Genomic DNA, 21,238 nt, shown 5'->3' on the forward strand with positions numbered 1-21,238 from the left:
TAAACCCTTATGTATCAAGGGTTTATATCAATATTGCAATATAAAGCATTATTTTGCAATGCAAAATAATGCAAAATGGGGTTTACAAACAACGTAATAATATGATAAGTTATTCACGAAATGATTTATTAAATGAAATTACATAAGATTTAAGGAGGAAGAGGAAATGGAAATCTCTTTTAAAGCGGCAGTAGATTCAGGAAACAGCGAACAAGCAATGATGATTAATGGTGAAAAAATTCTTCAACCTAGTACTATAGCAAAGGAAACAAGTAATCCTTTCTATGAAGATAAGACTCTAGATCACGCGGTAAAAACTATCTTCAAACAACTAGTAATTAGCATTAATTCAACATCAGTAGAACCAGGAATGTACTTTGTTGGTGAAAATGCAATTCAACAAGGTGATTCATACAAAAATATGATGTTAGGATTTGAAGATAAGCATCAAAGTGATGTACCAGTTATTATGACACTTGGAATGCTTGCAGCGAAAGCAGTTCAAGCAGCATATGAAAAAGACACAAATTTAGAAGAACCAATTAAATTAAAGGTTGATATGATTACAGGTCTACCTTGTACTGAATATGATCAAGAAATTGGTTTAGCATTTGCAGATAGATATACTAAGGATAAGCACGATGTGCGAGTTTACTTAGGTAAAAATAAAACTGTTAAAGTAGAAATCGAATTCGATTTTGTTAAAGTAGTACCAGAAGCATCGCCTGTAGTATTCTCATTATGGCAGGATGAAAATGGCGAGGTTCGTGAGGGTATAATCTTCGAAGAGTTTATTAATGCATACAAAACTGACGATGAAGATAATGAATGGAACGATATGGATGGTAATATTTTCGTAGAGGAAGATAATGAGAAGAAATTACTTCATATTGATATTGGTGACGGAACTACAGAGTATCCTATTACAGTGGGTCTTGAACCTGACCAAAAATTCAAAAAGGGTTCTAATAATGGTATTGGACACGCAGTTGAAAACAGTGTAGACGAACTTGCAGCTGAAATCAATGTTCCTTCTATGCAAAGACATACTGTGTCTAAGATCCTTAAAGATTCTACTCATAAATACCATCATACTGCTTTAAGAGTGGTTGATAATGCATTATCAAAACAAGCTGATGAAATTCTTCGTCAAGCTGGTAAACAAATGAATAGCGTACAAAACGAACTTGACGTTGTAGTTGTATACGGTGGTGGAAGTGTTCTACTTAAAAAGCACTTATACCCACGTCTTAAAAAAGTATGTGATACTAAGCAAATCAAACTGTTATACATCCCGGAACAGTTTGCAGCAACTTTATATGTTGAGGGGTTAAATAATATTTTAAACAGTGAACTCTTCGAACAGTTTAAAAAGCAAGCCTTAGCAGCTAAATAAGGACATCTAAACGATGGCAAAGGATAAAATACCGGGTGACAATGTCATATGGCGTCTAAAGAAGAATGAGCGAAAAGGAATATTGGATTGGGTGAATGCTCAAACAAACGTAACTGATGCTATTCGATTTCTAGTAGAAGCGGATATTGAAATAAATGGCATTAGAAATCTCGCTGAAGAAACTCCTTCTAAAAGAAGTGACGAGTTTTTTGAAAACTATATTGACCGGGAAATTTCTAGATTAATAAACTTAAGAAATTTATTAGCTGGGAAATCTAATAAAGAAACTTTAATGATCTCAAAACATCAGGAAATAAGTAATAATAATTTCATAAAGGATGAAGTGGCTGCTACTCAACAACTTCCTAGAGTTGAAGAAAAAGTTGTTGAAGCCTCTCCATCAGAGACTGTTGTTTCCGATGAAAAACCTAATCATATAGAAATACAGTCTGAGGCAATAGAAGTGAAAGAAGAGTATGTTGCTTCAGAAAAAAACGTTGAAGTTGAAGAAAAACTTGTTCAAGAAGAAAAAACTGTACAAGAAGAAAAACAAGATGAGCCTGTAACTGTTGTGGAAGCAGAGAAAGTTGAAACAACAGCTTCAAAAGATAGTTCTAAGCAAATAGAAGTTGCAAAAAATAGTGTTGATTCTTCTAAAAAAGATGGAACTAAAAAGAAGAAAGTAAAAGCTAAAGTAAATTTAGCGGCTATAAGCAAGTCTTGGTAATGAAAAAACTCATTAGGAAATTTCCTAATGAGTTTTTTTTATTTATCTATCTATTTCTTTAAGTTTTTCCTCTAATTCTTTAAGGTCGTTGATTCCAAAGAGTTTTAAAAATGCATCTGTAGTAATATATCCGTCCGATGTTTCTGAAATAAGTTTCAGTGCTAAGGCTGATTCTATACCATTATCAGGGTTTTGAACACCGCGATATTGCGCAATGGTAGATTTCTTAACTGGTTGTAGAGTTGCAACAAGTGTGATAGTTTCTAATGTTGGTTTGGATAAAAACTCGTATTCTTTTGCAACTAATGGTTCTACATATTGATGATATTTAATTGTAGAAACCATCTCGAAACCCCCAGCAACCCTTCTAATTTGTATGCCTCGATTTTCATAATCTCGTTCTAATTCTGATAGCCATCGGTCTACGGTGCTTTCCTGTTCATTTAGTAGCTTTGATATCTTCTCTGATGTAATTGGTTCTTTGGTAATAAAGAGGATGGCTTCAACGGCATTTTTGTCCAAAAAATCTCACCTCTTAGTTTAAATCTTTTGTTAGAAAAATAATTTCGTTATCGACTTCTATTCGTAAAGATTGTAGTTTTATTAACTCTAATAGAGCCGAAAATGTAACAACCATTTCTTCTTGGTCGTTTATTTCCTCGAACAATGTTTGTACGTTTATTTTATCTAAAGGGTATTCCTTTAAAAATTTCATTTGCGCTTCAATGGTATGCTTTGATTCCGTAAGCTTTTTAGATAAGTCATCTAATCTGGAGTTTCTTTCTTTAAGTTGTTTCTTGTGCATAATAGTTTGATAGCTTTTTATGATATCTATAATGCTACCTTTTTTCTTTTTCTTAGTTACATCTCTTTTTGTTCTTTTGAAATATTTCTTTTCGATAAATTGAAGTTCTTTAATTTTCTCTAGATTTTCCTTATACTTCTCATAATCTTCTATTTCCTTAACTAATTGGAGTCTTGGATCATCTTTAGTAGAGGGGAGGAGCATTTGTGATTTTATATGTAGTAGGAGAGAGGCCATTGAGGTGAATTGCGCAGTAACTTCCATATTTTCATTCTTCATATGTTCTATGTTTCGAATGAAATCTTTTGTGATAATGCTCATTGGTAGATCATAAATATTTAATTCTCTTTTCTTTATTAGCTCTATTAGTAAATCCATAGGGCCTTCAAAATCATTGAACTTTATAATGATGCTGTCCATTAAAGTGCTTTCCTTTCGGAATCTTGTTCTAGTTGATATGGGAATACAGTTGTAACTCCGAGTTCTTCTTGTGTCACGCCATATAATGAATCGGCTGCCATCATTGTTCCTTTTCGATGAGTAACAACAATAAATTGTGTGTTAATACTGAATGTTTTTAAACAATCGGCAAACCTTGAAATATTAGCATCGTCCAGTGGTGCATCAATTTCATCTAAGTAAACGAACGGGCTAGGTTTAGCTTTAAGAATCGCAAATATCAAAGCACATACGGTTAAATTCTTTTCACCGCCAGATAAAGACTCGATTCTTCTTGGCTTTTTTCCGGGAGGTTGGGCCACGATAGTTATATGTGAGGTTAGAGGTTTGTTTGGTTCTTCTAAGGATAGTTTAGCTTTTCCTCCTCCAAATAGTTCAACAAATGTTCTCTCGAAGTGATTTGCTATATCCTTAAAGGTTGATGTGAATCTTTCAGTCATTTCTTTTGTTACATCCTTCAATAGTGAATCTAAGTCTTTTTTCGCTTCTTCAACATCATCTAATTGTTCTTTCTCTTTTTTATATCTGATATGTAGTTCTTCAAAGTCGTTAATAGAGTCTAAATTAACTGGACCTATAGATTTTATTTCTTTATATAAAGCATTTATTTCTTTTTCTGTTTTAATCTCATCCAATGGTGTAGTTTCATAATTGAAAAGATCGGTTTCGCTTAAGTGATATCTCTCTATAGATTTTTTTAATACTTGTTCACGTTCGTTAGTAAAATTAGTTTCAGTTAATTCCAGCTTATGAACTTCTTCTTTCAGTGTAGCAATAAATGATCGAAGTTTTGATAATTCACTTTCAGTTTTGTCCATTGTTAATTCAGCAAGTTCTTTTTCAGATTGAGTCGTATTTAAATTACTTTCCAAAAGGGAGTATTTGTTTTCAATGGTATTTTGATTCTCTTGTAGTGAATGTATAGAATCTAATAATTGTTGTTGTTTTTTTAAGTTTGTTTCCTTTTTTTCTTGCAAGAAATCTAAACGTTTTTTATATGAATCTTTTCCGTTTTCTTGCTCAGAAATAAATTCTAATAAATTTCGTTTTTCTTCTTCAGATTTTTCGTTTTCTATGAGGATGGTTGTTTCTTCATCTTTCAGTTCATTAAAGGTATTTTCTTGAGCTTTAATAGAATCCAATAGTTTGGATAGTTCCTCGTTTTTTTGGTTATACAATTGTTCTTTCTCTTTTTGTTTAGTAAATAAAGAAGATGAGATCTTTTTCGATTCATTAAATCTGTAAAGTAGGTCTTCAGAAGTAAGATTGAGATTTTTTTCATTTTCATTGATATGATGTAGCTCTCTTTTAAGGTGTTCAAGCTCAAACGAAAGTGTATTAGTTATTTCTTTATTTTTTTCAATTTCTTTATGATTAAGTTCTTTTCTATCGTTTAAATTGAAGAGCTGTTCGTTAATTTGCTTTTCAGTTACTTGATATGAATTGATGGCTAGTTGAGATTTGTTGATCTGTTCCTTAAGTATGGTAAGATCTTTTTTCTTGCTGATTAGTCCTTTTTTATTTTTTGTACCACCACTAATAACACCAGGTTGTAGAATGTCTCCATCTAAAGTAACGATTTTTGTTCTTAATTTTGTTCTCTTATAAAATTCTACAGCAGCATCCATATTTTTAGCTACTAAATACCTTCCGGCTAAATGCTGAAATAATTGAGTTAGTTTTTCATCAAAAGAAATAACTGATAGGGCAGGGGAGATATTCTTATATTCATCGATAATTACTAATTCTTCTTTTGAGAAGTACTTAGGACTAAGATCATTTAGAGGAATAAAAGTTGCTCTACCGAACCTATTTTCTTTTAAAAAGTTAACAGCATTTTTGGCGCTATCAATGCTATTAACTACTATATTTTGAGTAACAGCACTTAATAAGCTATCGAACGCTGATTCAAATCCATCTTTTACTTCAAATAAATTACTGACTACATCAATTATTCCATTCAATTTACTTTTGTTTTTTAATACCTGCTTAACGCCCTCGTAATACCCATCAAAGTTTTCTAGAGATGATTCTAAGCTTTCTAAGGTGGCTGAGTTTCTATACATTTCTTTTTCCAATGCAGAAAGTTGAGATTGTATCATTTTTAATTTTCCGTTTAACTGTTCTATATCATTCAAAGTAGATTGGTATTCTATAGAAATATCATCGAATAGAGCAGTAGTGGTTTTCAGTTCTCTTTCTTTATTTGTTATGTTTCTATTAGCAATTTCTAAGCTAGTACTTATTTCTTTTTTCTTCACTTTATTTAGGTCTTGTTCTTTTAAAATTTCTTCTTCTTCACGATTGTGCTGTTCAAATCTTAACTTCATTTCTTGTGATTGATTATATAAAGATGTAATTAACTGTCTTAATTCTTCAGCCGTATTTTTGGAATTTGTAATTTCAATTTGAGAGTGGAATATCTCCCTTACAATCTGATCTTTTCTATTTTTATACGAAAGAATTAAGGATTCTAGCTCTTTATATCTATCTTTTTTGTTGTTAAATTCATCAGTAGATACTGAAAACTTTTGTTCAATATCATTGATTTCTATATTGATATCAGTTAACTCTTCGGTTAATTGAGAAATCCGTTCTTCATTCATTTTCATTTCATTAGTGTATCGGTCAAGTTCAATTTTTAATTCGCTTTTTGATTCCTGAATGGTGAAGATATTCTCATTTAACATTCTTAAGGACTCCTTAGAGCTCTTAAACTTTTCATTTGTAGTAACTTCTAATTGAATAGATGATTCTAATGTTTCTCTTTTCTCATTTAGGTTCTCCGAATTGGTAGATTGTGCTTTATGAATGTGTTGTAATTTATTACTTAAAAAATTTATCTCTTTTTCGTCTAAAACTTCTTTAATAGAAACGTATTTTTTAGCCCGTTCACTTTGTTTTTGCAGAGGGTCTACTTGCCGTTTTAATTCTTTTAGGATGTCTTTTAATCTAGTGTAGTTTTTCTCAATTTCTGCTAAGTTTTTTTCACTTGTTTCCTTTTGAATTTTCATTTTTTCAATACCTGAAGCTTCTTCGAAAATAGCGCGGCGTTCATCGTTCTTTTCAGAGAGAAGCTTTTTTGTTTGTTCTTGGCCGATCATAGAATAACTGTTACTACCAAGTCCGGTATCTAAAAATAATTCCTGTATATCCTTTAGTAGGGCTGGTTGCTCGTTTATATAAAAGAAAGACTTACCATTAATTTGGGCTTTTCTTGTAATTAAAACGATATCTTCGTCAATACTTTTAATTACTCTTTTAGTGTTATCTAACTCTATACTTACTTCAGCAAAAGTAGAGGCTTTACGTGTATCACAGCCAGAAAAAATAACATCCTTCATAGAACCGCCTCGTAAGGACTTTGCACTTGTTTCTCCCATTACCCAACGAATTGCATCTGAAATATTTGATTTTCCGGATCCATTTGGTCCGATGATAGCAGTTGCTCCTTCTGAAAATACTATTTCAGCATAATCAGCAAAAGCTTTAAAACCTGTAATTATGACACGCTTTAAGATAAGCTATCGTCCTTTTTATTTGTGAACTTTTTATATGCTTCGTATGGGTAGTTTTTAATGTCGATTGGGCGATTTATTATTTTTTTAATGGATTGTTCTTCTTCTTGAATGTTTTCTTTATCTTTCCATTCATCTTTTTTTGCGATTTCTGCAATATCCAAAACCATTTCATAAGGGTTAATATCGTCAATATCGTGTTTGTTTTTCAAATTAAGGAACCCCTTTCTAAAATTAAGAGCAAATCTTCTTGATAAAGTCTTTTATAGATGTATTAGGTTTTTCGTGTACAGCATAGTCAACTTTTAAATTGCTCTCTAGATATTTATTAGTATAGTGAGCCTTCAAATTATCGGCCATTGATTGTCTATCTGTAGGTAGGTTTTTATACCCGCAAATTTTACATTTATCGAACCAAACATTTGCTAATACAATTTCCTTATAACCAGGTATTCTAGTATTTATTATATAGTCATCTTTAATTTGTTTAGTGTTACCACCGCATACTTTACATACATTCATATAAAAGGGGGAGAAAATCCCCCAACACCTCCTGAAACATTATTGTGTAGTTACTGTTTTGTTGTTTTTACTTTTGCTTTCACTGATTTTACTTTTGCTATAATGTTCTTTTGATTTTCCGTACAAAATAGAATGGAATAGGCAGAATAATACAGCGAAATGATTTGGGAATAATTCGTTATGAATATAAATGTTATATTCACTATCTATAGCGATTGAAAAGGAATTTTCTTTTATATAACCAAAGAATTTACCTTCGGAAACCTTTGTAATATTTACAGGGTGTTTTTTTGAGGCGTTAAATGTTATGTCTTCTGAAATAATCATATTCTCTTGATAACCCAAATACGGGAGTATTCTATAGATAATGTCCTCGAACTCAAGAGAAGTGATATTTTCCTTTTCTTTTTTTACAATATCGATATTAGTTAAATCGGATGTTGTTGTAATTCCGAAATTACAATGGTAAGAGTTTAGTTTGATGCAGGTTTGTTCGATCTCATCTTGATACTCTGGATTGATATTAGATTTTTTTGGTATGCTATTTTCGAATGAATTTATTGTATAGGCATCAATGCTGTTCTTATCAAAAATTTCTATGAAGAGTTCCTCTAAGATAGGAGAGAGGGGACTGTGCATTGCATTCCAAACTAGACTTTGTAATGGTTTGCTTGTTGTACTTAGATTTAAATTATTTTCGATATAATTCTTTAAATTCAAAGTTGGGTCAAAACTATCCATTGATTGTTTCTTGTGTTTCGCCGTTGATGATAAATCAGTTAAATCTTCAGGAGCAATAAAGATTCCATCCATATTGGATGCCTTTAATCCTACGTGTGGGAACTTGTAATCTTCTACTACAAAAGAAAGCGATCCGCATCCATATCTTTCTTTTGTAATTGCTTGTAACATTGACGTTGCTAATGGTCTGGTTGATATAAAAACAGGTAATCCGCTCTCACTAAAATAATTTGCTGCCTCTTCAGCAAGATATTGTGAACTTATGTTGTTATCATATCCAATGAATAATTTCTGACCTGGTGTAATCCGCTTAATATAGTATTGAAACAAAGATGAAAAGATAGAGGTTCTAGCTTCTTTTATCCATACTTCATCAACTTTTCCGATCCAGCCTTTGTATTGAAGTGAATACATAAGTTTTCCTCCTAATCATTTTCAAATTTTTCAACAAGTGTAGCTGCTTTTATTGGCGATAATATTAAATACCCGTTATCTAATAGAATTGCACTTCTTGTTTTTCTACCTCTAGTGGCATCTACTAATTTCTTTTCGTCTTGTTTTTCTGAAATTAGTCTTTTAAAAGGGTTTGAATGTGGAAAAAAGAACCCTACAATTCTCGACCGAGGTATAAAATTATCGCGGCCAATAGATATTGTTTTATTGTCCACTATACATTCCTCCAATGATGAAAAATCTCTTATATATATTATTAAAAATGAAATACTTCCCTTTATAAGAAGAAAAGAACCTAACTAATTGTTCTAAATTAGTTAGGTTCTTAATTTTGTTTTGAAAATGATTTTTGGAAGTTAGGTAATTTGAAACGTTGTAGGAGAACATCTCGTAGAAAACTTGTTTTTTGAACACAGCTCATATTTTTGCATATGCCGCAGTTCGCAGTAGTAGGAGCGGTAGGGGATAAACAAGTATTATTGTAAGCAGTATTATTAATGCAAGTGTCTTCGAATGATTTTATAACTTTTTGTAATTCGATTTTCCCATTCAAAACGTTATTTAAAAATTCATATCCAGATTCCGTGATCTTGTTTTCTTGATCAATATATTGATAGAACTTAAGATTATCTAAAATTCTTTGTTGATCACCATCAACAATTTTGAATTCATAGGAAACAAATGTCCTGTCGATTTTTAGATCGGTAGTAATGCGAATTAAATGGTAAATCTGTACAAGTGAATCTAAAAACTTATCGTTTATAACACCAAATTTATTAATTAAGTATAGATATATTGTTTGATTTATAATGCTTTGTTCTTTTCTATTCATAGTATTCGCTGAAAGTTCAGCTTCACTCCTTATTTGTAAATGTAATTAATAATTATCTATACCGTTATTATAAACAGATTTTATAGTTGTTTCCCACAATACTTACAACAATTAGCAAAAAATATTATTGATCGTGGTGTTGTCCTTTTAATTTTTTTAATTTCTTTACCAATATAGGTAAATTTACTACATCGTCATTTTCTAAAGCTTTATTAATCTCTGCTTCTAATTGTTCAATTTCATTATTTAAGTGGATGTTCTCTAACTGTTTAAGAAGTGATAATGAATTTTCAAAAATAGCAACTTCTTCTCCGAACTTTACATTATACCAGTCTGGATAGCTGTACATTTTCATAATTATTTCGTATGGTTCTTTGTCTTTTTCTTCATCCATTATGTGATAAACTTGCCACATATCATCGTTTGTTAAGATATTTTCTTTAAATGCTGTATCGATATACAAGGTTCTATTATTTTCATCAAAAAACGCTTGTAATTGTTTAATGATCTCGTTGAGGTCTGTAATGGCATTCTCATAAATTGATGCTATATTTTCGTGCTTATTTGATAGCGTGCTTTTAGTGTTCTTACAATCCAAACTTAAAAAAAACGGATAATCAAAAAATCCAATTTCAAGTTCTTCGAAATATAATATATCTTTCAGACCTACGAAATTTTTTACAAATTCAATACGATTCATATTCTTCTCTAGTATAGGTAAGATTTTGTTTTTTACGTCACTTGGGATATTTCTATTTTTTAGTTCTGTAATAATAGTTAGATTTGAATTCATATATTGTCCTCCTATTTTATCCGAGTATTTTCTTTACATAGTTTTGTGTTTCTTGAAAAGGAGGGATTCCCTTGTATTTGTCTACATTTCCAGGACCTGCATTATACGCTGCTAAAGTAAGTGGCAAGTCGTTGTTGTAACGTTTTAATAGATAACTAAGATATTTTGTTCCACCTTCAATGTTCTGTTTCGGATCAAATGAGTTGTTCACACCTAACCATTTAGCTGTTTCAGGCATAAGTTGCATCAAGCCTGTAGCTCCGCTGTGAGAAACATCATTAGGATTAAAACTAGACTCTGTATTAATAACTAATTTGATAAGATCGAATGGTACATTATACTTGTTAGACATTTCATAAATAATTGAATCATACTGACTGTATTGTTTTAAGTGGCTGGAAGAGGGGACTTTTGAATTCGTATCTATGCTCTTATTTGTAGATGTAGGAATTACAGTTTGTGAATCAACAACATTTGTTTCTTTATTGTTGGATGTAGTTGTAGGTTGAGTAGTGGGTTCAGTAGTTTTTTCACTATTGGAATCAGTTATTGGAGGTATAGTGTTTTCTATATTTTTATTATCTGTAGTTTTGTTATCTCCATCTGAGTCAGTGGTTGTATTTGATTGAAATTCGTTAATTAATTGTTGGTATGCTATTTGTTGAAAATCGTGCTGTGGAAAAATATTTTGGTCCGATTTATAACTTGACTTAAGCTCTTTTGCTCTAGCCTCTACAATTTCCAAAAACTTTTCTAATTGTTCATCATCTGGTTCTGAAATAGGTTCACTTTTATCATTATTTGAAGTTTTATTTAGTAATTTGATATCATCTGAGATTTTCATAAATTCCTCCTTGTTCATATAGTCTTTACGTCTATTAGAGGTAAATAAAAAACGCCCTTCTTAGAAGAGCGTTTTTCACAATTAACCTTGAAGTAATTGCATAATGCTTTGTGGTTTTTGGTTAGCTTTTTGAAGCATAGCCATTGAGCTTTGGCTCAGGATTTGAGCACGAGTTAAGCTACTTGATTCAGCTGCCATATCTGCATCAGAGATACGAGATTTAGAAGCTTCAGTGTTTTGAATAGATAATTGTAAGTTATCAACAATGAAGTCAAGACGGTTTTGGTTAGCACCAAGCTCACCGCGACCTTTTGAGATTTTATCTAATGCGCCATCGATAGCTTTAATTGCAGCTTTTGCATCAGTTCCTACATCGATAGAATCAATGCCTAAAGCAGCAGTTTGTACGTCAGTTAAGTTAACTGCTAATGTGTCATCGAATTTATCAGAGATGTGAAGAGTAACTGATTGAGTGCTTCCTAATAGAGTAATACCGTTAAAAGTAGTAGTAGTTGCGATATGATCAATCTCTTTAGCTAATTTTGTCATTTCGTCTTTAACAGAACCTTTGTCTGTTGCAGAGTATGTATCGTTATCAGCTTGGACAGATAATTCACGCATACGTTGTAAGATATCAGCGATAGTACCCATTGCACCCTCAGCTGTTTGAATTAATGATACGCCATCTTGAGCGTTACGTGTTGCTTGTTTCATACCACGAACTTGGCTGTTCATTCTTTCAGAAATCGCTAAACCTGCTGCATCATCAGCAGCTGTATTGATACGTAATCCTGAAGATAAACGCTCCATAGCTTTAGATAAATCATTATCGTTAATACGCATTGCATTACGTGCTACAAGTGAACTAGTGTTAGTATTAATATACATAAGAAGGATCGCCTCCATTGATTTGGAAATCTGTATTAAGTTAACGGAGGCTTTTTGAAATACTTAAGAAAAAAAATAAAAAATATTAAAGCGAGCAAATTATTTGGGTTTGTAAAGGCGCGGTAAAGCTTGTTGTATTGCTATTTAATAATGAAGATTTTTATCTAATAAAATGAAAAAATACCACCGGAGTGGTATTTTTCTTCTTCATTAACCTTGAAGTAATTGAAGAACTGATTGAGGCTGGCCATTAGCACGAGCAAGCATAGCCATAGTAGTTTGTTGAAGAACTTGAGACTTAGTTAAGCTGCTCATTTCTGAAGCCATATCTGCATCAGCAATACGTGATTTAGATGCAGCTGTATTGTTTTTAGCGGAAATTAAGTTATCGCTAATGAAGTCTAAGCGGTTTTGAGTAGCACCTAAACCACCACGAGTTTTAGAAATTGAATCTAAAGCTTCATCAACAATTTTAATTGCTTTTTGAGCACCATCAGCAGTGCTAACGTCGATAGCGTTAACTTTTCCAGTTGCTCCGCCTAATGCTGTTGAACGAACATCAGTAAGCGATATTGCTAAAGTGTCGTCTGCTTTATCAGAAATATGTAGAGTAATGGTAGCGTTTGTACCATCTAGTAATGAAATACCATTAAATGAAGATGTATTTCCGATATGATCAATTTCTTTGATTAATTGACCAATTTCACCTTGGATAGATGTTTTGTCAGTACCAGAGTTAGTACCGTTATCAGCTTGAACAGCTAACTCGCGGACACGCTGTAAAATGTCAGAGATAGTACCCATAGCACCTTCAGCTGTTTGAATAAGGGAGTTACCGTCTTGGGCATTACGATATGCTTGCTCCATACCACGAACTTGAGCACCCATTCTTTCAGAAATCGCTAAACCTGCTGCGTCATCTGCTGCACTGTTAATGCGTAGGCCAGAAGATAAGCGCTCCATAGTTTTAGATAAATCGCCTGAAGCTTTTGTTAAGTTGCCACGAGCAACTAAAGAAGAATAGTTAGTATTAATAAACATTCAATAAACACCTCCTAAAAAGAGTGAAGTCAGAAGACTTCTAGTTGATTTCTGAAGTGTTTATAAATAGTTAAAAAGGAAAGTCAAGGGAAAAAGACAAATTAAAAACTCTATAAAATTCTGTCGTTTAAAGGTAAAAAAGTACTTTAGTCTTTTTAGACTAAAGTACTTTTTTATTAACCTTGAAGTAATTGAAGAACTGATTGAGGTTGGCCGTTAGCACGAGCAAGCATAGCCATAGTAGTTTGTTGAAGAACTTGAGACTTAGTTAAGCTGCTCATTTCTGAAGCCATATCTGCATCGGCAATACGTGATTTAGATGCAGCAGTGTTGTTTTTAGCAGAGATTAAGTTATCACTGATGAAGTCTAAGCGGTTTTGAGTAGCACCTAGAGCACCACGAGATTTTGAGATCGTGTCGATAGCGGTATCAACTGCTGTGATTGCAGCTTTAGCGTCTGCTTTTACATCAAGAGTAGCACCTAATAAAGTAGCAGAATCTGCTTTTACTAATGAAACGCCTAGAGTATCATCAGCTTTATCAGAAATATGAAGTGTAACAGTAGCATCTGCACTTAATAATGAAATACCATTGAAAGATGCAGTTTTAGCGATGTGATCGATTTCTCCAACTAATTGTGTAATTTCACCTTGGATTGAATCTTTGTCAGTGCCAGAGTTAGTACCGTTATCAGCTTGAACAGCTAATTCACGAACGCGCTGTAAGATGTCTGAAATAGTACCCATAGCACCTTCAGCTGTTTGAATTAATGATACGCCGTCTTGAGCGTTACGGTAAGCTTGGTCCATACCACGAACTTGAGCTCCCATTCTTTCAGAAATCGCTAAACCTGCTGCGTCATCTGCTGCGCTGTTAATGCGTAGACCAGAAGATAAGCGCTCCATAGTTTTAGATAAATCGCCTGAAGCTTTTGTTAAGTTGCCACGAGCAACTAAAGAAGAATAATTTGTATTAATAAACATTCAATAAACACCTCCTAAAAAGAGTGAAGTCAGAAGACTTCTAGTTGATTTCTGAAGTGTTTATAAATTTGTAGATATAAAAGTCAAGTAAAAATAATAAAAAGTGGATCTATAAATTACTTATAAATTAGCTCTTATAGTGAATTCACAAAAATTTATTCAAAAAAATTGATTTTTAAATCACTATTTATTAGCATCGTTCTCGTGAAGGGGTGGTGGAATAATGATAGTCACCGGATTTAAACCAAATGAAGAAAGAGCATATAAAGTGGTCAGAGATTATTATACATATTTTCACAAAAGGGAAGGTGTGTTGTTTGTTCTTTCTAACGAGGATGCACAACAAACATTTTCTAGATTCTTACCTAGGGATCAAATGAATAGTAATTATGAATGGAAAAGAGTAAATTCAGGAGACGTACATTATGTTACGGCGGGAATTGAAAGTGGCAGTGAATCTAAGCTAATAGTAGAAACGGGTTTTATCAAAGTTAAAAGTCGATTTTCTCAAAACGAAAAAACTTATACGTATCGCAGATATAGATTTATACTAAAAAAGTAGTCTCGAGGTAAATCCGAGACTACTTTTTTTACGCAGAAATTTCTTGTTCGTTAGTTTGATAATATAGATAGGCACCTGTTTTTAATTTCTTTGTTTTAGCATCTACTGGAGCACCAAGTTCTTCAAAGAACTCAATATCTGCATTGCTTTCTAAACGGAAAATGTAGGAACTATCAATATATTCTTTCAAACGCTTAGGGAAATTTTCTGTTTTATTAAATGAAAGGAAAATGTCGTGTTTTGCAAAATCGAAAATCTTGGAGAATAAGAATAGGTGACCATCTCTCCACAAATAGTTAATATTAGCGGATACAACGGTTAAAGAAGGGAATTTTTGTTGGAGTCTATTTAAAAGTAAGAACGTAAGGACTCGAGTCTGTATACTATGTAATCCTTCGGTTTTTACAATAACAATATCATTTTCTTTAATTTTATTAATTTCATCTTCAAGTACGTTTTCTTGTTTTGACTTTTTGAAGTTTAAGAAGCGTCTAAGTTCTTTTACTTTCCCGTTTTCATTAGCGTTCCACCCGTTTGCTGCACGTTTTAAAGCTTCTTCAACTAAATCTTTCATTTTAAAATTTTTCCAATGATCCATACCGGCCGTATCTTTTAAAACTTCGGTACTACGAGTGGCTAGAAATTGACTATATTCGATTAAACCAGCGTTTATCGCAATTGTGTCAGTATAATCCATAGGCGATAAGAAGGGATCTATTAATCCTATGTTTAAGGTGTTTGTGCCCACGTCATCAAATTCGTTTTTATAGTCCAAAATGATAATAGGTTTATTCATTGATTGTAATTCATCTTTGATTAGTTTAACTTTACCAGATTTCGTTTTTCCTACGGCTAGTTTTATCATCGGAATGCACCTCACGTATATTAGTAAAAGAATTATATGATTCTTTATTTAATAGAAACAACAGAAGATATTTTTATTTTTAGCAGGTATGAAAATTTTTTTTGTAAATGATATAGGGATTAAAATTTCGGTAGTCCTGGTTAAACGGATTTAAGGAGAGTTGATTGACGTGAAAAATAATGATAAATTCCCTTAAATTTATTGTAATTGGAGGAAATACATAAATGGGTATTCGTAATACCACAGGCAACATTTTTAAAGCCGCAATTACTGGTGTTTTAGTAACGGGTGTTGTCACATTTTTGGCAACAGCCATAGTAGATCATCGTTTTGCGTCTGTTAAATTAGATCGAGAAAAAATGAGCATTGAACCAAAGCCTACAAGAATTTTTGATGCTTCTGGAAACAAAATGGCTGAGTTTGAGAAGGATAGAAAAGAAATGACTCCCTATAGTGAAATTCCAAAGGAAATTATAGAGGGTGCGGTATCAACAGAGGATAGAGAATTCTTTAATCACTCTGGTGTGAATGTCCGAACTATTTTTCGTGCACTCTTAGTTAATATTAAATCTGGTTCTTTTGCTCAAGGGGGAAGTACAATTACCCAGCAGCTTGTTAAAAGGGTTTATTTAAATCCCGGAAAAACGCTAGATCGTAAATTACAGGAAGCGGTTTATTCTACAGCTGTTGAGAAGGAATACTCTAAACAAGAGATAATGGCTCTTTATTTGAACCATATCTTCTATGGGGAACGTGCATACGGAATTAAAAATGCAATTAAAACTTATTTTGGTCAAACTTTAGAAGAGTTTAATAAACAAGATAGAATTGATAAAATTGCAAAATCTGCATTGTTAGTAGGTATTCCAAATGCTCCAAGTCTATTTGATCCATATTTACAGCCTGAAAATTCAATGAAGAGAAGAAATACTGTACTTACCAATATGTATGTAGAAGGTTATATTACTCAGGCAGAATATGAAGCAGCTAAGAAAAAGGATTTCCTAGTATTAAAGAAAGCAAATCTTGATACAGGTAATGAGAAGATTAGATATCCTGAATATGTGAGTTATGTTTTATCGGAAGCTGGTAAATCATTAGAAATGCCTGTTGAAGAAGTAATGTATTCTGGATTGACAATTTATACTTCTTTTGAACCTGAAGTATATAAAGCAATGCGTAAACATATGGAGGATGGTAGCTTATATCCTTCTAATGCTGGAGATGGTAAAAAAGTAGAGGGAGCAGCAGTACTGGTTAACCCTCAAAATGGAGAGATTTACGCGTTAACAGGTGCGAGAGAAAAGGTAGACAACTTCTTATCCTTTAACAGAGCTTTCCAAGCAAAAAGACAGCCTGGTTCAGCTTTTAAACCTTTAATTGCTTATGGTCCTGCCTTAGAGACAGGTAGATATAGTCCGTATTCAACTGTTCCTTGTAATGCTTCATTCCCTAATTATAGCGTAAGAGATCACTCTTGTTGGGGGCCGAAATCAATGGCTGAAGCTTTAAGGGTGTCAAATAACGTACCAGCAGTATGGATGCTACAAAAAGTAGGTATAGATTATGCTAGATCATATGTTGAACGTCTTGGAATTAAATTAAGTCCTAATGACAAATATCTTCCTATTGCATTAGGGGGTATTGATAATGGTGTTACTCCTTTAGAATTAGCGGATGCTTTTCAAGCTTATGCAAATGGTGGGAAACGAGCAGAAGCACATACGGTTCGTAGAATTGTAAACACTGTTGAAGAAGTAATATATGAGCCATCATTACCTAAACAAGTAATTAAAGAAAAAGGCGCAAATCAAATGAAATCTATGCTGAAAAGTGTAGTAACGAGTGGTACTGGTAGAAACGCTTACGTTCCAGGATACAGTATTTCTGGTAAGACCGGAACAAATGAATTACCGGGCGGTGGCGGAAATAAAGATATTTGGTTTGTAGGTTTTACAGAAAACCTTGTTGGTGTAGTATGGATGGGATTCGATCAATCTGATAGAAGTCATTATATTGCTACTGGACAAACATCATATATTTCTGCAACAATGTTCCAAAAAATAGCGAAAGATACATTAAACATTTTACCTAAGGTGAAGGTAAAGGAGAAAGATTTAGAGAAGATTTCAATCAACTTATATCATAATACTGAAGGAAATGAAGTCTCTATTGAATGGAAAGATCAACCTGGAATTAAATACGAAGTTTATCGAGATGGTTTGATGATTGGTGATAGTTTAGATGGGAAGCATAAAGATGCTGATGCCCAACCGGGAAAAAAACATAATTACAAAGTGTACGGATTTGACGAAGAATCAGGTGAAAAAGTAATAGAAAGTAACGAAACTACAATTGAATTACCAAAGGTTGAAGTGAAAAAGCCTGAAGAAGAAACGATAAATGAAAATGAGAATAATCAACAAGAAGAAAAAAATAATGAAAAAGTGACACCTGAAGGCAAGGATACTGAAAAAGTACAATCTAATGATAATGAAGTAAACAATCCGGAAAACAAACCAGAAAACAAACCAGAAAATAAACCGAATCCAGAAGAAACTTCCAAAGAAAATAAGACAGAAGAAAATAAAGTCCAACAAAATCCTGAGCAACCAGCCGAAATTAATCAATAGTAAGAAGAGAAATAAAAAGCCTAGCTTAGATAGAAGCTAGGCTTTTTGTTTTTAGAAAAGGGTTATGTAACAAAACAAGTAATAGCAAAATAAAGGGAGGCAAATTATGAATAAAAGTGTAGAGGTACTGAAAAGGTGGCATATAAAAGAACCGAAAAACTACCAAGCTTCGGTACCACTTAATAAAATCAACCAATTTTTTTGTATTAAGGAAAAGAGTGTTCCTGTTAATGAAAAACGAATTGAGTTTCTTTCTAATTTAAATAAGGAATGTAGTAGTTCTATAAGAGTGGATAATAGAGGATCGGGACGATATTTCTTCAAAGCCGGACGTTCTGCTTTAGAAATATTTGTGCTTGTTGAAGACAATGAAATTAAAATTGAACCTTTTATCTTTTACAATGAACACGAAATTAAGAATGATATTCAAAAAATAATATACAAAGAATACATCATATTTTGTCTTTTAAAAAAGTGGGGACTACAGTAGTACGTTTTTAATAACAAAGTGGTGATAGTATGAAGAAATTAAGTATTCTCCTAACTAGTATTTATGTAATTATTTATCTAATTTATCCAATTGATATGCAAGTGAAAACAAAGAATCAAGAACATATAAAAACAGATGAAGTTCCCTTGAAAATAGTTGATGGATACTTTGTATTGGAAGATGGCAAAGTAGACAGTAGTGATCGCGAATGGGGAGATATAAATAATTTGAATTATATGGTGTACAAGGATTTAGATGGGTACATATATATTGACGGTATTTTTCATAAAGTAGATGCTCATTGGAAAAATGGTGAGTTTTATATAAAAGAAAAAGATGGTCTTGATTTATTTAATCTTAAAAAAGTTAAAGACAAATATTTTAATAGTAAAAAAGATATTGTAGGAAGTAATGTTTGTAGACAAGTAGATAAATTAGATGTTCTTGAAAAGTTAAGTAACCCTAACTTACCTATAAAAAATGCATATATCACAAAAGAACCTGGCCAGCTACCTGGTGCAAATCGTGACTATAGAAATGGAAAGCACGAAGGTTTTGACTGGTATCCGGGAGCAATAGGTACTGAAATATCAAATAAAACAAAAGTATATCCTATATATGAGGGTACTGTTGTAAGGATAGCAAAAGATTTTAAAGAGTTAGATTCAACTTATAGAGAAAATTTATTAAAAGAAGCTGCAAGAATTAAGCATACTCCTCAATCTACATTAGACTTATTGAGAGGTAGACAGGTATGGGTCCAAAGTGAAAATGGTGTCCTAATTCATTATGCTCATTTGAGTAGTGTAAATAATAATATTAATGTAGGCGATAAGGTTACTGTTAAAGACTCTATTGGTACTGTAGGTAACTCTGGAACAAGTAACGGAGCGTTACACACTAACGAAGATTTACATTTACATTCTGATCTGGTTGTTTGCGGAAAGAATTTTTGGGAATATGGAGAAAAAAGTGAAATGATAAATTCACTAATAAAAATATTTGATGTAAAAAGTAATAAAGTAAGCAATCATACAAAAAGCGAAGCCTAAGCTTCGTTTTTTTTCGTTTTCTTTTAGAAAGGGATACTTATAAAAAAATATAAAGAATTGTGTGAAAAGAGAGGAGAGGATGAATTGAAAAACTACTTTTTAGATACAAATGTAATTTTACACGATCCAAGCTCTGTGTTTCGATTTCCAGATGGTAATGTCATTATTCTAGATACAGTAATGGATGAGATAGATAGTAAAAAGGGTTTATTTACTGAGGCTGGCAATAATGCTAGAGAATTTTTCAGGTTTTATACAAGTATACGGAATAAAATAATTGAAAATACAGACTCGGATGTTATTGAGTTAGAAGCGGGTGGAACATTCCAGGTATTATCTAATATGTCCTTAGATAAAGGGGATTTAGATTATGGATATAGTAAAAATGATAATATAATTCTTTCTTCAATAATTAAAATCACAAGAGATAATCCAAGTAATGAATATGTTTTAGTTACTAATGATGGTGGATTATTAGCAAAAGCTGATGCGGTAAATAGATTGTTTAGAAAGAATGGGCATAAAAACTTTTCAGTTGATATCTATGATAATGATAGATTAATTGAAACGGTTGACTATATCCATAGAGGTTATCACGAAGTATTTGTTGACCAAGACATATTGAATGAATTATATAAGAATAAATTTATGGACTATACAGAATTTAAAAAAGGGATTTATCAAGGTGAAGGTATGTCTAATTTAAAGGATGTATTTGTTGGGGATTTCTTTATTTGTAAAAATGCAATGAAAAGTGAGGGGCAATTTACTGGAAGATTGGTTTTACATAATGAAAAGAAAGTAATTAGGAAAATAACAACAGATGGGCCAATAGCAGTAAAGAATATTGAGCCACGAAATATTCAACAAAAAATGTTCCTAGATTTATTACTGGATACTGAAACAAAAGTAGTTTGTTGCATAGGTAAAGCAGGAACAGGGAAGACATTAGAAGCGATAGCTGCTGGGCTTTATCAGATTGAAGAGTTAGGAATATATAAAAAAATGCTTGTTGCTCGTCCTGTAGTGGCTATGGGAAAAGATATTGGATATTTGCCTGGGGAAAAAGAAGATAAATTAAAACCTTGGATGCAGCCGATATATGACAACTTGGAGTATATATTTACGCAATCCAATAAAGGTAAAGGCGGGGTAAATGTTGATGAAATCGTAGAGGGGATGAATCATTTAGAAATTGAAGCCCTTACGTATATTAGGGGAAGAAGCATACCTGATTCATTTATTATTATAGATGAAGCGCAAAATTTAACTCGCCACGAAATAAAAACAATCCTTACTAGGGCGGGGAAAGGAACTAAAGTTGTGTTGTTGGGTGATCCAGAACAAATTGATAATCAATACTTAGACTCTATAAATAATGGACTTACATTCGCTACAGAAAGAATGAAAAATCAGCCTATTGCAGGAATTATTAGATTAGAGAAAACTGAGCGTTCTGAACTTGCTGAATTAGCAGCTGAGTTGCTTAAATAAAAAAGAATTGTACATATCCTTGCGCGAAAGCGGTCATATCATTATGGTGCGAAAAGTTAAGGACTACATAAAAGGAGGAGGCTTATATTAATTAAGCCTTCTCCAATTAATATGTATGTTTTTGGAACACTTCAGTTACG

At 32.4% G+C, this 21,238-nt stretch carries 20 protein-coding genes; 7 read left to right on the plus strand and 13 right to left on the minus strand.

What is annotated here, in order from left to right; translation table 11 throughout:
• Positions 1–166 precede the first annotated feature (166 nt).
• Both VF726_RS16125 and VF726_RS16130 read left to right on the plus strand, forming a co-directional pair.
• On the plus strand, positions 167–1,396 hold the full coding sequence (locus tag VF726_RS16125; RefSeq protein ID WP_440170000.1) for a hypothetical protein: 1,230 nt from the start codon (positions 167–169) through the stop codon (positions 1,394–1,396).
• A 13-nt stretch (positions 1,397–1,409) separates the two neighbouring features.
• Entirely contained in the window at positions 1,410–2,123 is a 714-nt protein-coding gene (locus VF726_RS16130; protein ID WP_440170002.1) for a hypothetical protein, read from the plus strand.
• A 42-nt stretch (positions 2,124–2,165) separates the two neighbouring features.
• On the opposite strand, the gene scpB is transcribed toward VF726_RS16130, so the two are convergent.
• The 12 genes from scpB to VF726_RS16190 form a co-directional block, all read right to left on the minus strand.
• Positions 2,166–2,645, minus strand: a complete 480-nt coding sequence (gene scpB, locus VF726_RS16135) for an SMC-Scp complex subunit ScpB (protein ID WP_440170004.1) — start codon at positions 2,643–2,645, stop codon at positions 2,166–2,168.
• A gap of 13 nt (positions 2,646–2,658) precedes the next feature.
• Positions 2,659–3,348: a segregation and condensation protein A gene (locus tag VF726_RS16140; protein WP_440170007.1), complete on the minus strand. Its 690-nt coding sequence runs from the start codon at positions 3,346–3,348 to the stop codon at positions 2,659–2,661.
• Positions 3,348–6,908 carry a chromosome segregation protein SMC gene (gene smc / locus VF726_RS16145; protein WP_440170202.1) on the minus strand — a complete coding sequence of 1,187 codons (3,561 nt, stop codon included), beginning with the start codon at positions 6,906–6,908 and terminating at the stop codon, positions 3,348–3,350. Before smc ends, VF726_RS16140 begins: the two co-directional genes overlap by 1 nt.
• Complete coding sequence (locus VF726_RS16150) at positions 6,902–7,117, minus strand: hypothetical protein (protein WP_088364028.1); 216 nt, start codon at positions 7,115–7,117, stop codon at positions 6,902–6,904. Before VF726_RS16150 ends, smc begins: the two co-directional genes overlap by 7 nt.
• A gap of 349 nt (positions 7,118–7,466) precedes the next feature.
• A complete protein-coding gene (locus VF726_RS16155; RefSeq protein ID WP_440170009.1) occupies positions 7,467–8,582 on the minus strand; it encodes a hypothetical protein in 1,116 nt (371 codons plus the stop codon).
• A gap of 11 nt (positions 8,583–8,593) precedes the next feature.
• Positions 8,594–8,836, minus strand: a complete 243-nt coding sequence (locus VF726_RS16160; RefSeq protein ID WP_440170011.1) for an extracellular matrix/biofilm biosynthesis regulator RemA family protein — start codon at positions 8,834–8,836, stop codon at positions 8,594–8,596.
• A 110-nt stretch (positions 8,837–8,946) separates the two neighbouring features.
• On the minus strand, positions 8,947–9,453 hold the full coding sequence (locus tag VF726_RS16165) for a hypothetical protein (RefSeq protein ID WP_440170014.1): 507 nt from the start codon (positions 9,451–9,453) through the stop codon (positions 8,947–8,949).
• Positions 9,454–9,577: 124 nt separating this feature from the next.
• Positions 9,578–10,246, minus strand: a complete 669-nt coding sequence (locus tag VF726_RS16170; protein WP_440170017.1) for a hypothetical protein — start codon at positions 10,244–10,246, stop codon at positions 9,578–9,580.
• A 16-nt stretch (positions 10,247–10,262) separates the two neighbouring features.
• Positions 10,263–11,090, minus strand: coding sequence for a lytic transglycosylase domain-containing protein (locus tag VF726_RS16175; RefSeq protein WP_440170019.1), 828 nt, complete (start codon positions 11,088–11,090; stop codon positions 10,263–10,265).
• 81 nt (positions 11,091–11,171) lie between these two features.
• A complete protein-coding gene (locus VF726_RS16180; RefSeq protein WP_440170021.1) occupies positions 11,172–11,978 on the minus strand; it encodes a flagellin N-terminal helical domain-containing protein in 807 nt (268 codons plus the stop codon).
• 210 nt (positions 11,979–12,188) lie between these two features.
• A complete protein-coding gene (locus tag VF726_RS16185; RefSeq protein ID WP_440170024.1) occupies positions 12,189–13,019 on the minus strand; it encodes a flagellin N-terminal helical domain-containing protein in 831 nt (276 codons plus the stop codon).
• Positions 13,020–13,195: 176 nt separating this feature from the next.
• Positions 13,196–14,002, minus strand: coding sequence for a flagellin N-terminal helical domain-containing protein (locus tag VF726_RS16190; RefSeq protein ID WP_440170027.1), 807 nt, complete (start codon positions 14,000–14,002; stop codon positions 13,196–13,198).
• A 223-nt stretch (positions 14,003–14,225) separates the two neighbouring features.
• Here VF726_RS16190 and VF726_RS16195 point away from each other — a divergent pair, with 223 nt between their 5' ends.
• On the plus strand, positions 14,226–14,564 hold the full coding sequence (locus tag VF726_RS16195) for a hypothetical protein (protein ID WP_440170029.1): 339 nt from the start codon (positions 14,226–14,228) through the stop codon (positions 14,562–14,564).
• Positions 14,565–14,592: 28 nt separating this feature from the next.
• On the opposite strand, the gene VF726_RS16200 is transcribed toward VF726_RS16195, so the two are convergent.
• Positions 14,593–15,429 (minus strand): hypothetical protein, encoded by an 837-nt coding sequence (locus tag VF726_RS16200; protein WP_440170031.1) that lies wholly within the window; start codon positions 15,427–15,429, stop codon positions 14,593–14,595.
• A 224-nt stretch (positions 15,430–15,653) separates the two neighbouring features.
• Here VF726_RS16200 and VF726_RS16205 point away from each other — a divergent pair, with 224 nt between their 5' ends.
• The 4 genes from VF726_RS16205 to VF726_RS16220 all read left to right on the plus strand — a co-directional run bounded on the left by VF726_RS16205 (position 15,654) and on the right by VF726_RS16220 (position 21,098).
• Positions 15,654–18,062, plus strand: coding sequence for a transglycosylase domain-containing protein (locus tag VF726_RS16205; RefSeq protein WP_440170034.1), 2,409 nt, complete (start codon positions 15,654–15,656; stop codon positions 18,060–18,062).
• 106 nt (positions 18,063–18,168) lie between these two features.
• The gene (locus tag VF726_RS16210; RefSeq protein WP_440170036.1) at positions 18,169–18,552 is read left to right on the plus strand and encodes a hypothetical protein; all 384 of its coding nucleotides are present in this window, start codon (positions 18,169–18,171) and stop codon (positions 18,550–18,552) included.
• Between the two features lie 29 nt (positions 18,553–18,581).
• The gene (locus tag VF726_RS16215; protein ID WP_440170038.1) at positions 18,582–19,604 is read left to right on the plus strand and encodes a M23 family metallopeptidase; all 1,023 of its coding nucleotides are present in this window, start codon (positions 18,582–18,584) and stop codon (positions 19,602–19,604) included.
• 84 nt (positions 19,605–19,688) lie between these two features.
• A complete protein-coding gene (locus tag VF726_RS16220; RefSeq protein WP_440170041.1) occupies positions 19,689–21,098 on the plus strand; it encodes a PhoH family protein in 1,410 nt (469 codons plus the stop codon).
• The last annotated feature ends 140 nt before the right edge of the window (positions 21,099–21,238 follow it).

Source organism: Bacillus sp. Brlt_9 (assembly GCF_051948935.1).
Lineage (GTDB): Bacteria > Bacillota > Bacilli > Bacillales > Bacillaceae_G > Bacillus_A.

Bases quoted from the DNA above. Each gene is read 5' to 3' on its own strand.
- VF726_RS16125 (WP_440170000.1), top strand. From the start codon at position 167: ATGGAAATCTCTTTTAAAGCGGCAGTAGATTCAGGAAACAGCGAACAA.
- VF726_RS16130 (WP_440170002.1), top strand. From the start codon at position 1,410: ATGGCAAAGGATAAAATACCGGGTGACAATGTCATATGGCGTCTAAAG.
- VF726_RS16140 (WP_440170007.1), bottom strand. From the start codon at position 3,348: ATGGACAGCATCATTATAAAGTTCAATGATTTTGAAGGCCCTATGGAT.
- VF726_RS16155 (WP_440170009.1), bottom strand. From the start codon at position 8,582: ATGTATTCACTTCAATACAAAGGCTGGATCGGAAAAGTTGATGAAGTA.
- VF726_RS16165 (WP_440170014.1), bottom strand. From the start codon at position 9,453: ATGAATAGAAAAGAACAAAGCATTATAAATCAAACAATATATCTATAC.
- VF726_RS16170 (WP_440170017.1), bottom strand. From the start codon at position 10,246: ATGAATTCAAATCTAACTATTATTACAGAACTAAAAAATAGAAATATC.
- VF726_RS16175 (WP_440170019.1), bottom strand. From the start codon at position 11,090: ATGAAAATCTCAGATGATATCAAATTACTAAATAAAACTTCAAATAAT.
- VF726_RS16180 (WP_440170021.1), bottom strand. From the start codon at position 11,978: ATGTATATTAATACTAACACTAGTTCACTTGTAGCACGTAATGCAATG.
- VF726_RS16185 (WP_440170024.1), bottom strand. From the start codon at position 13,019: ATGTTTATTAATACTAACTATTCTTCTTTAGTTGCTCGTGGCAACTTA.
- VF726_RS16190 (WP_440170027.1), bottom strand. From the start codon at position 14,002: ATGTTTATTAATACAAATTATTCTTCTTTAGTTGCTCGTGGCAACTTA.
- VF726_RS16195 (WP_440170029.1), top strand. From the start codon at position 14,226: ATGATAGTCACCGGATTTAAACCAAATGAAGAAAGAGCATATAAAGTG.
- VF726_RS16200 (WP_440170031.1), bottom strand. From the start codon at position 15,429: ATGATAAAACTAGCCGTAGGAAAAACGAAATCTGGTAAAGTTAAACTA.
- VF726_RS16205 (WP_440170034.1), top strand. From the start codon at position 15,654: ATGGGTATTCGTAATACCACAGGCAACATTTTTAAAGCCGCAATTACT.
- VF726_RS16210 (WP_440170036.1), top strand. From the start codon at position 18,169: ATGAATAAAAGTGTAGAGGTACTGAAAAGGTGGCATATAAAAGAACCG.
- VF726_RS16215 (WP_440170038.1), top strand. From the start codon at position 18,582: ATGAAGAAATTAAGTATTCTCCTAACTAGTATTTATGTAATTATTTAT.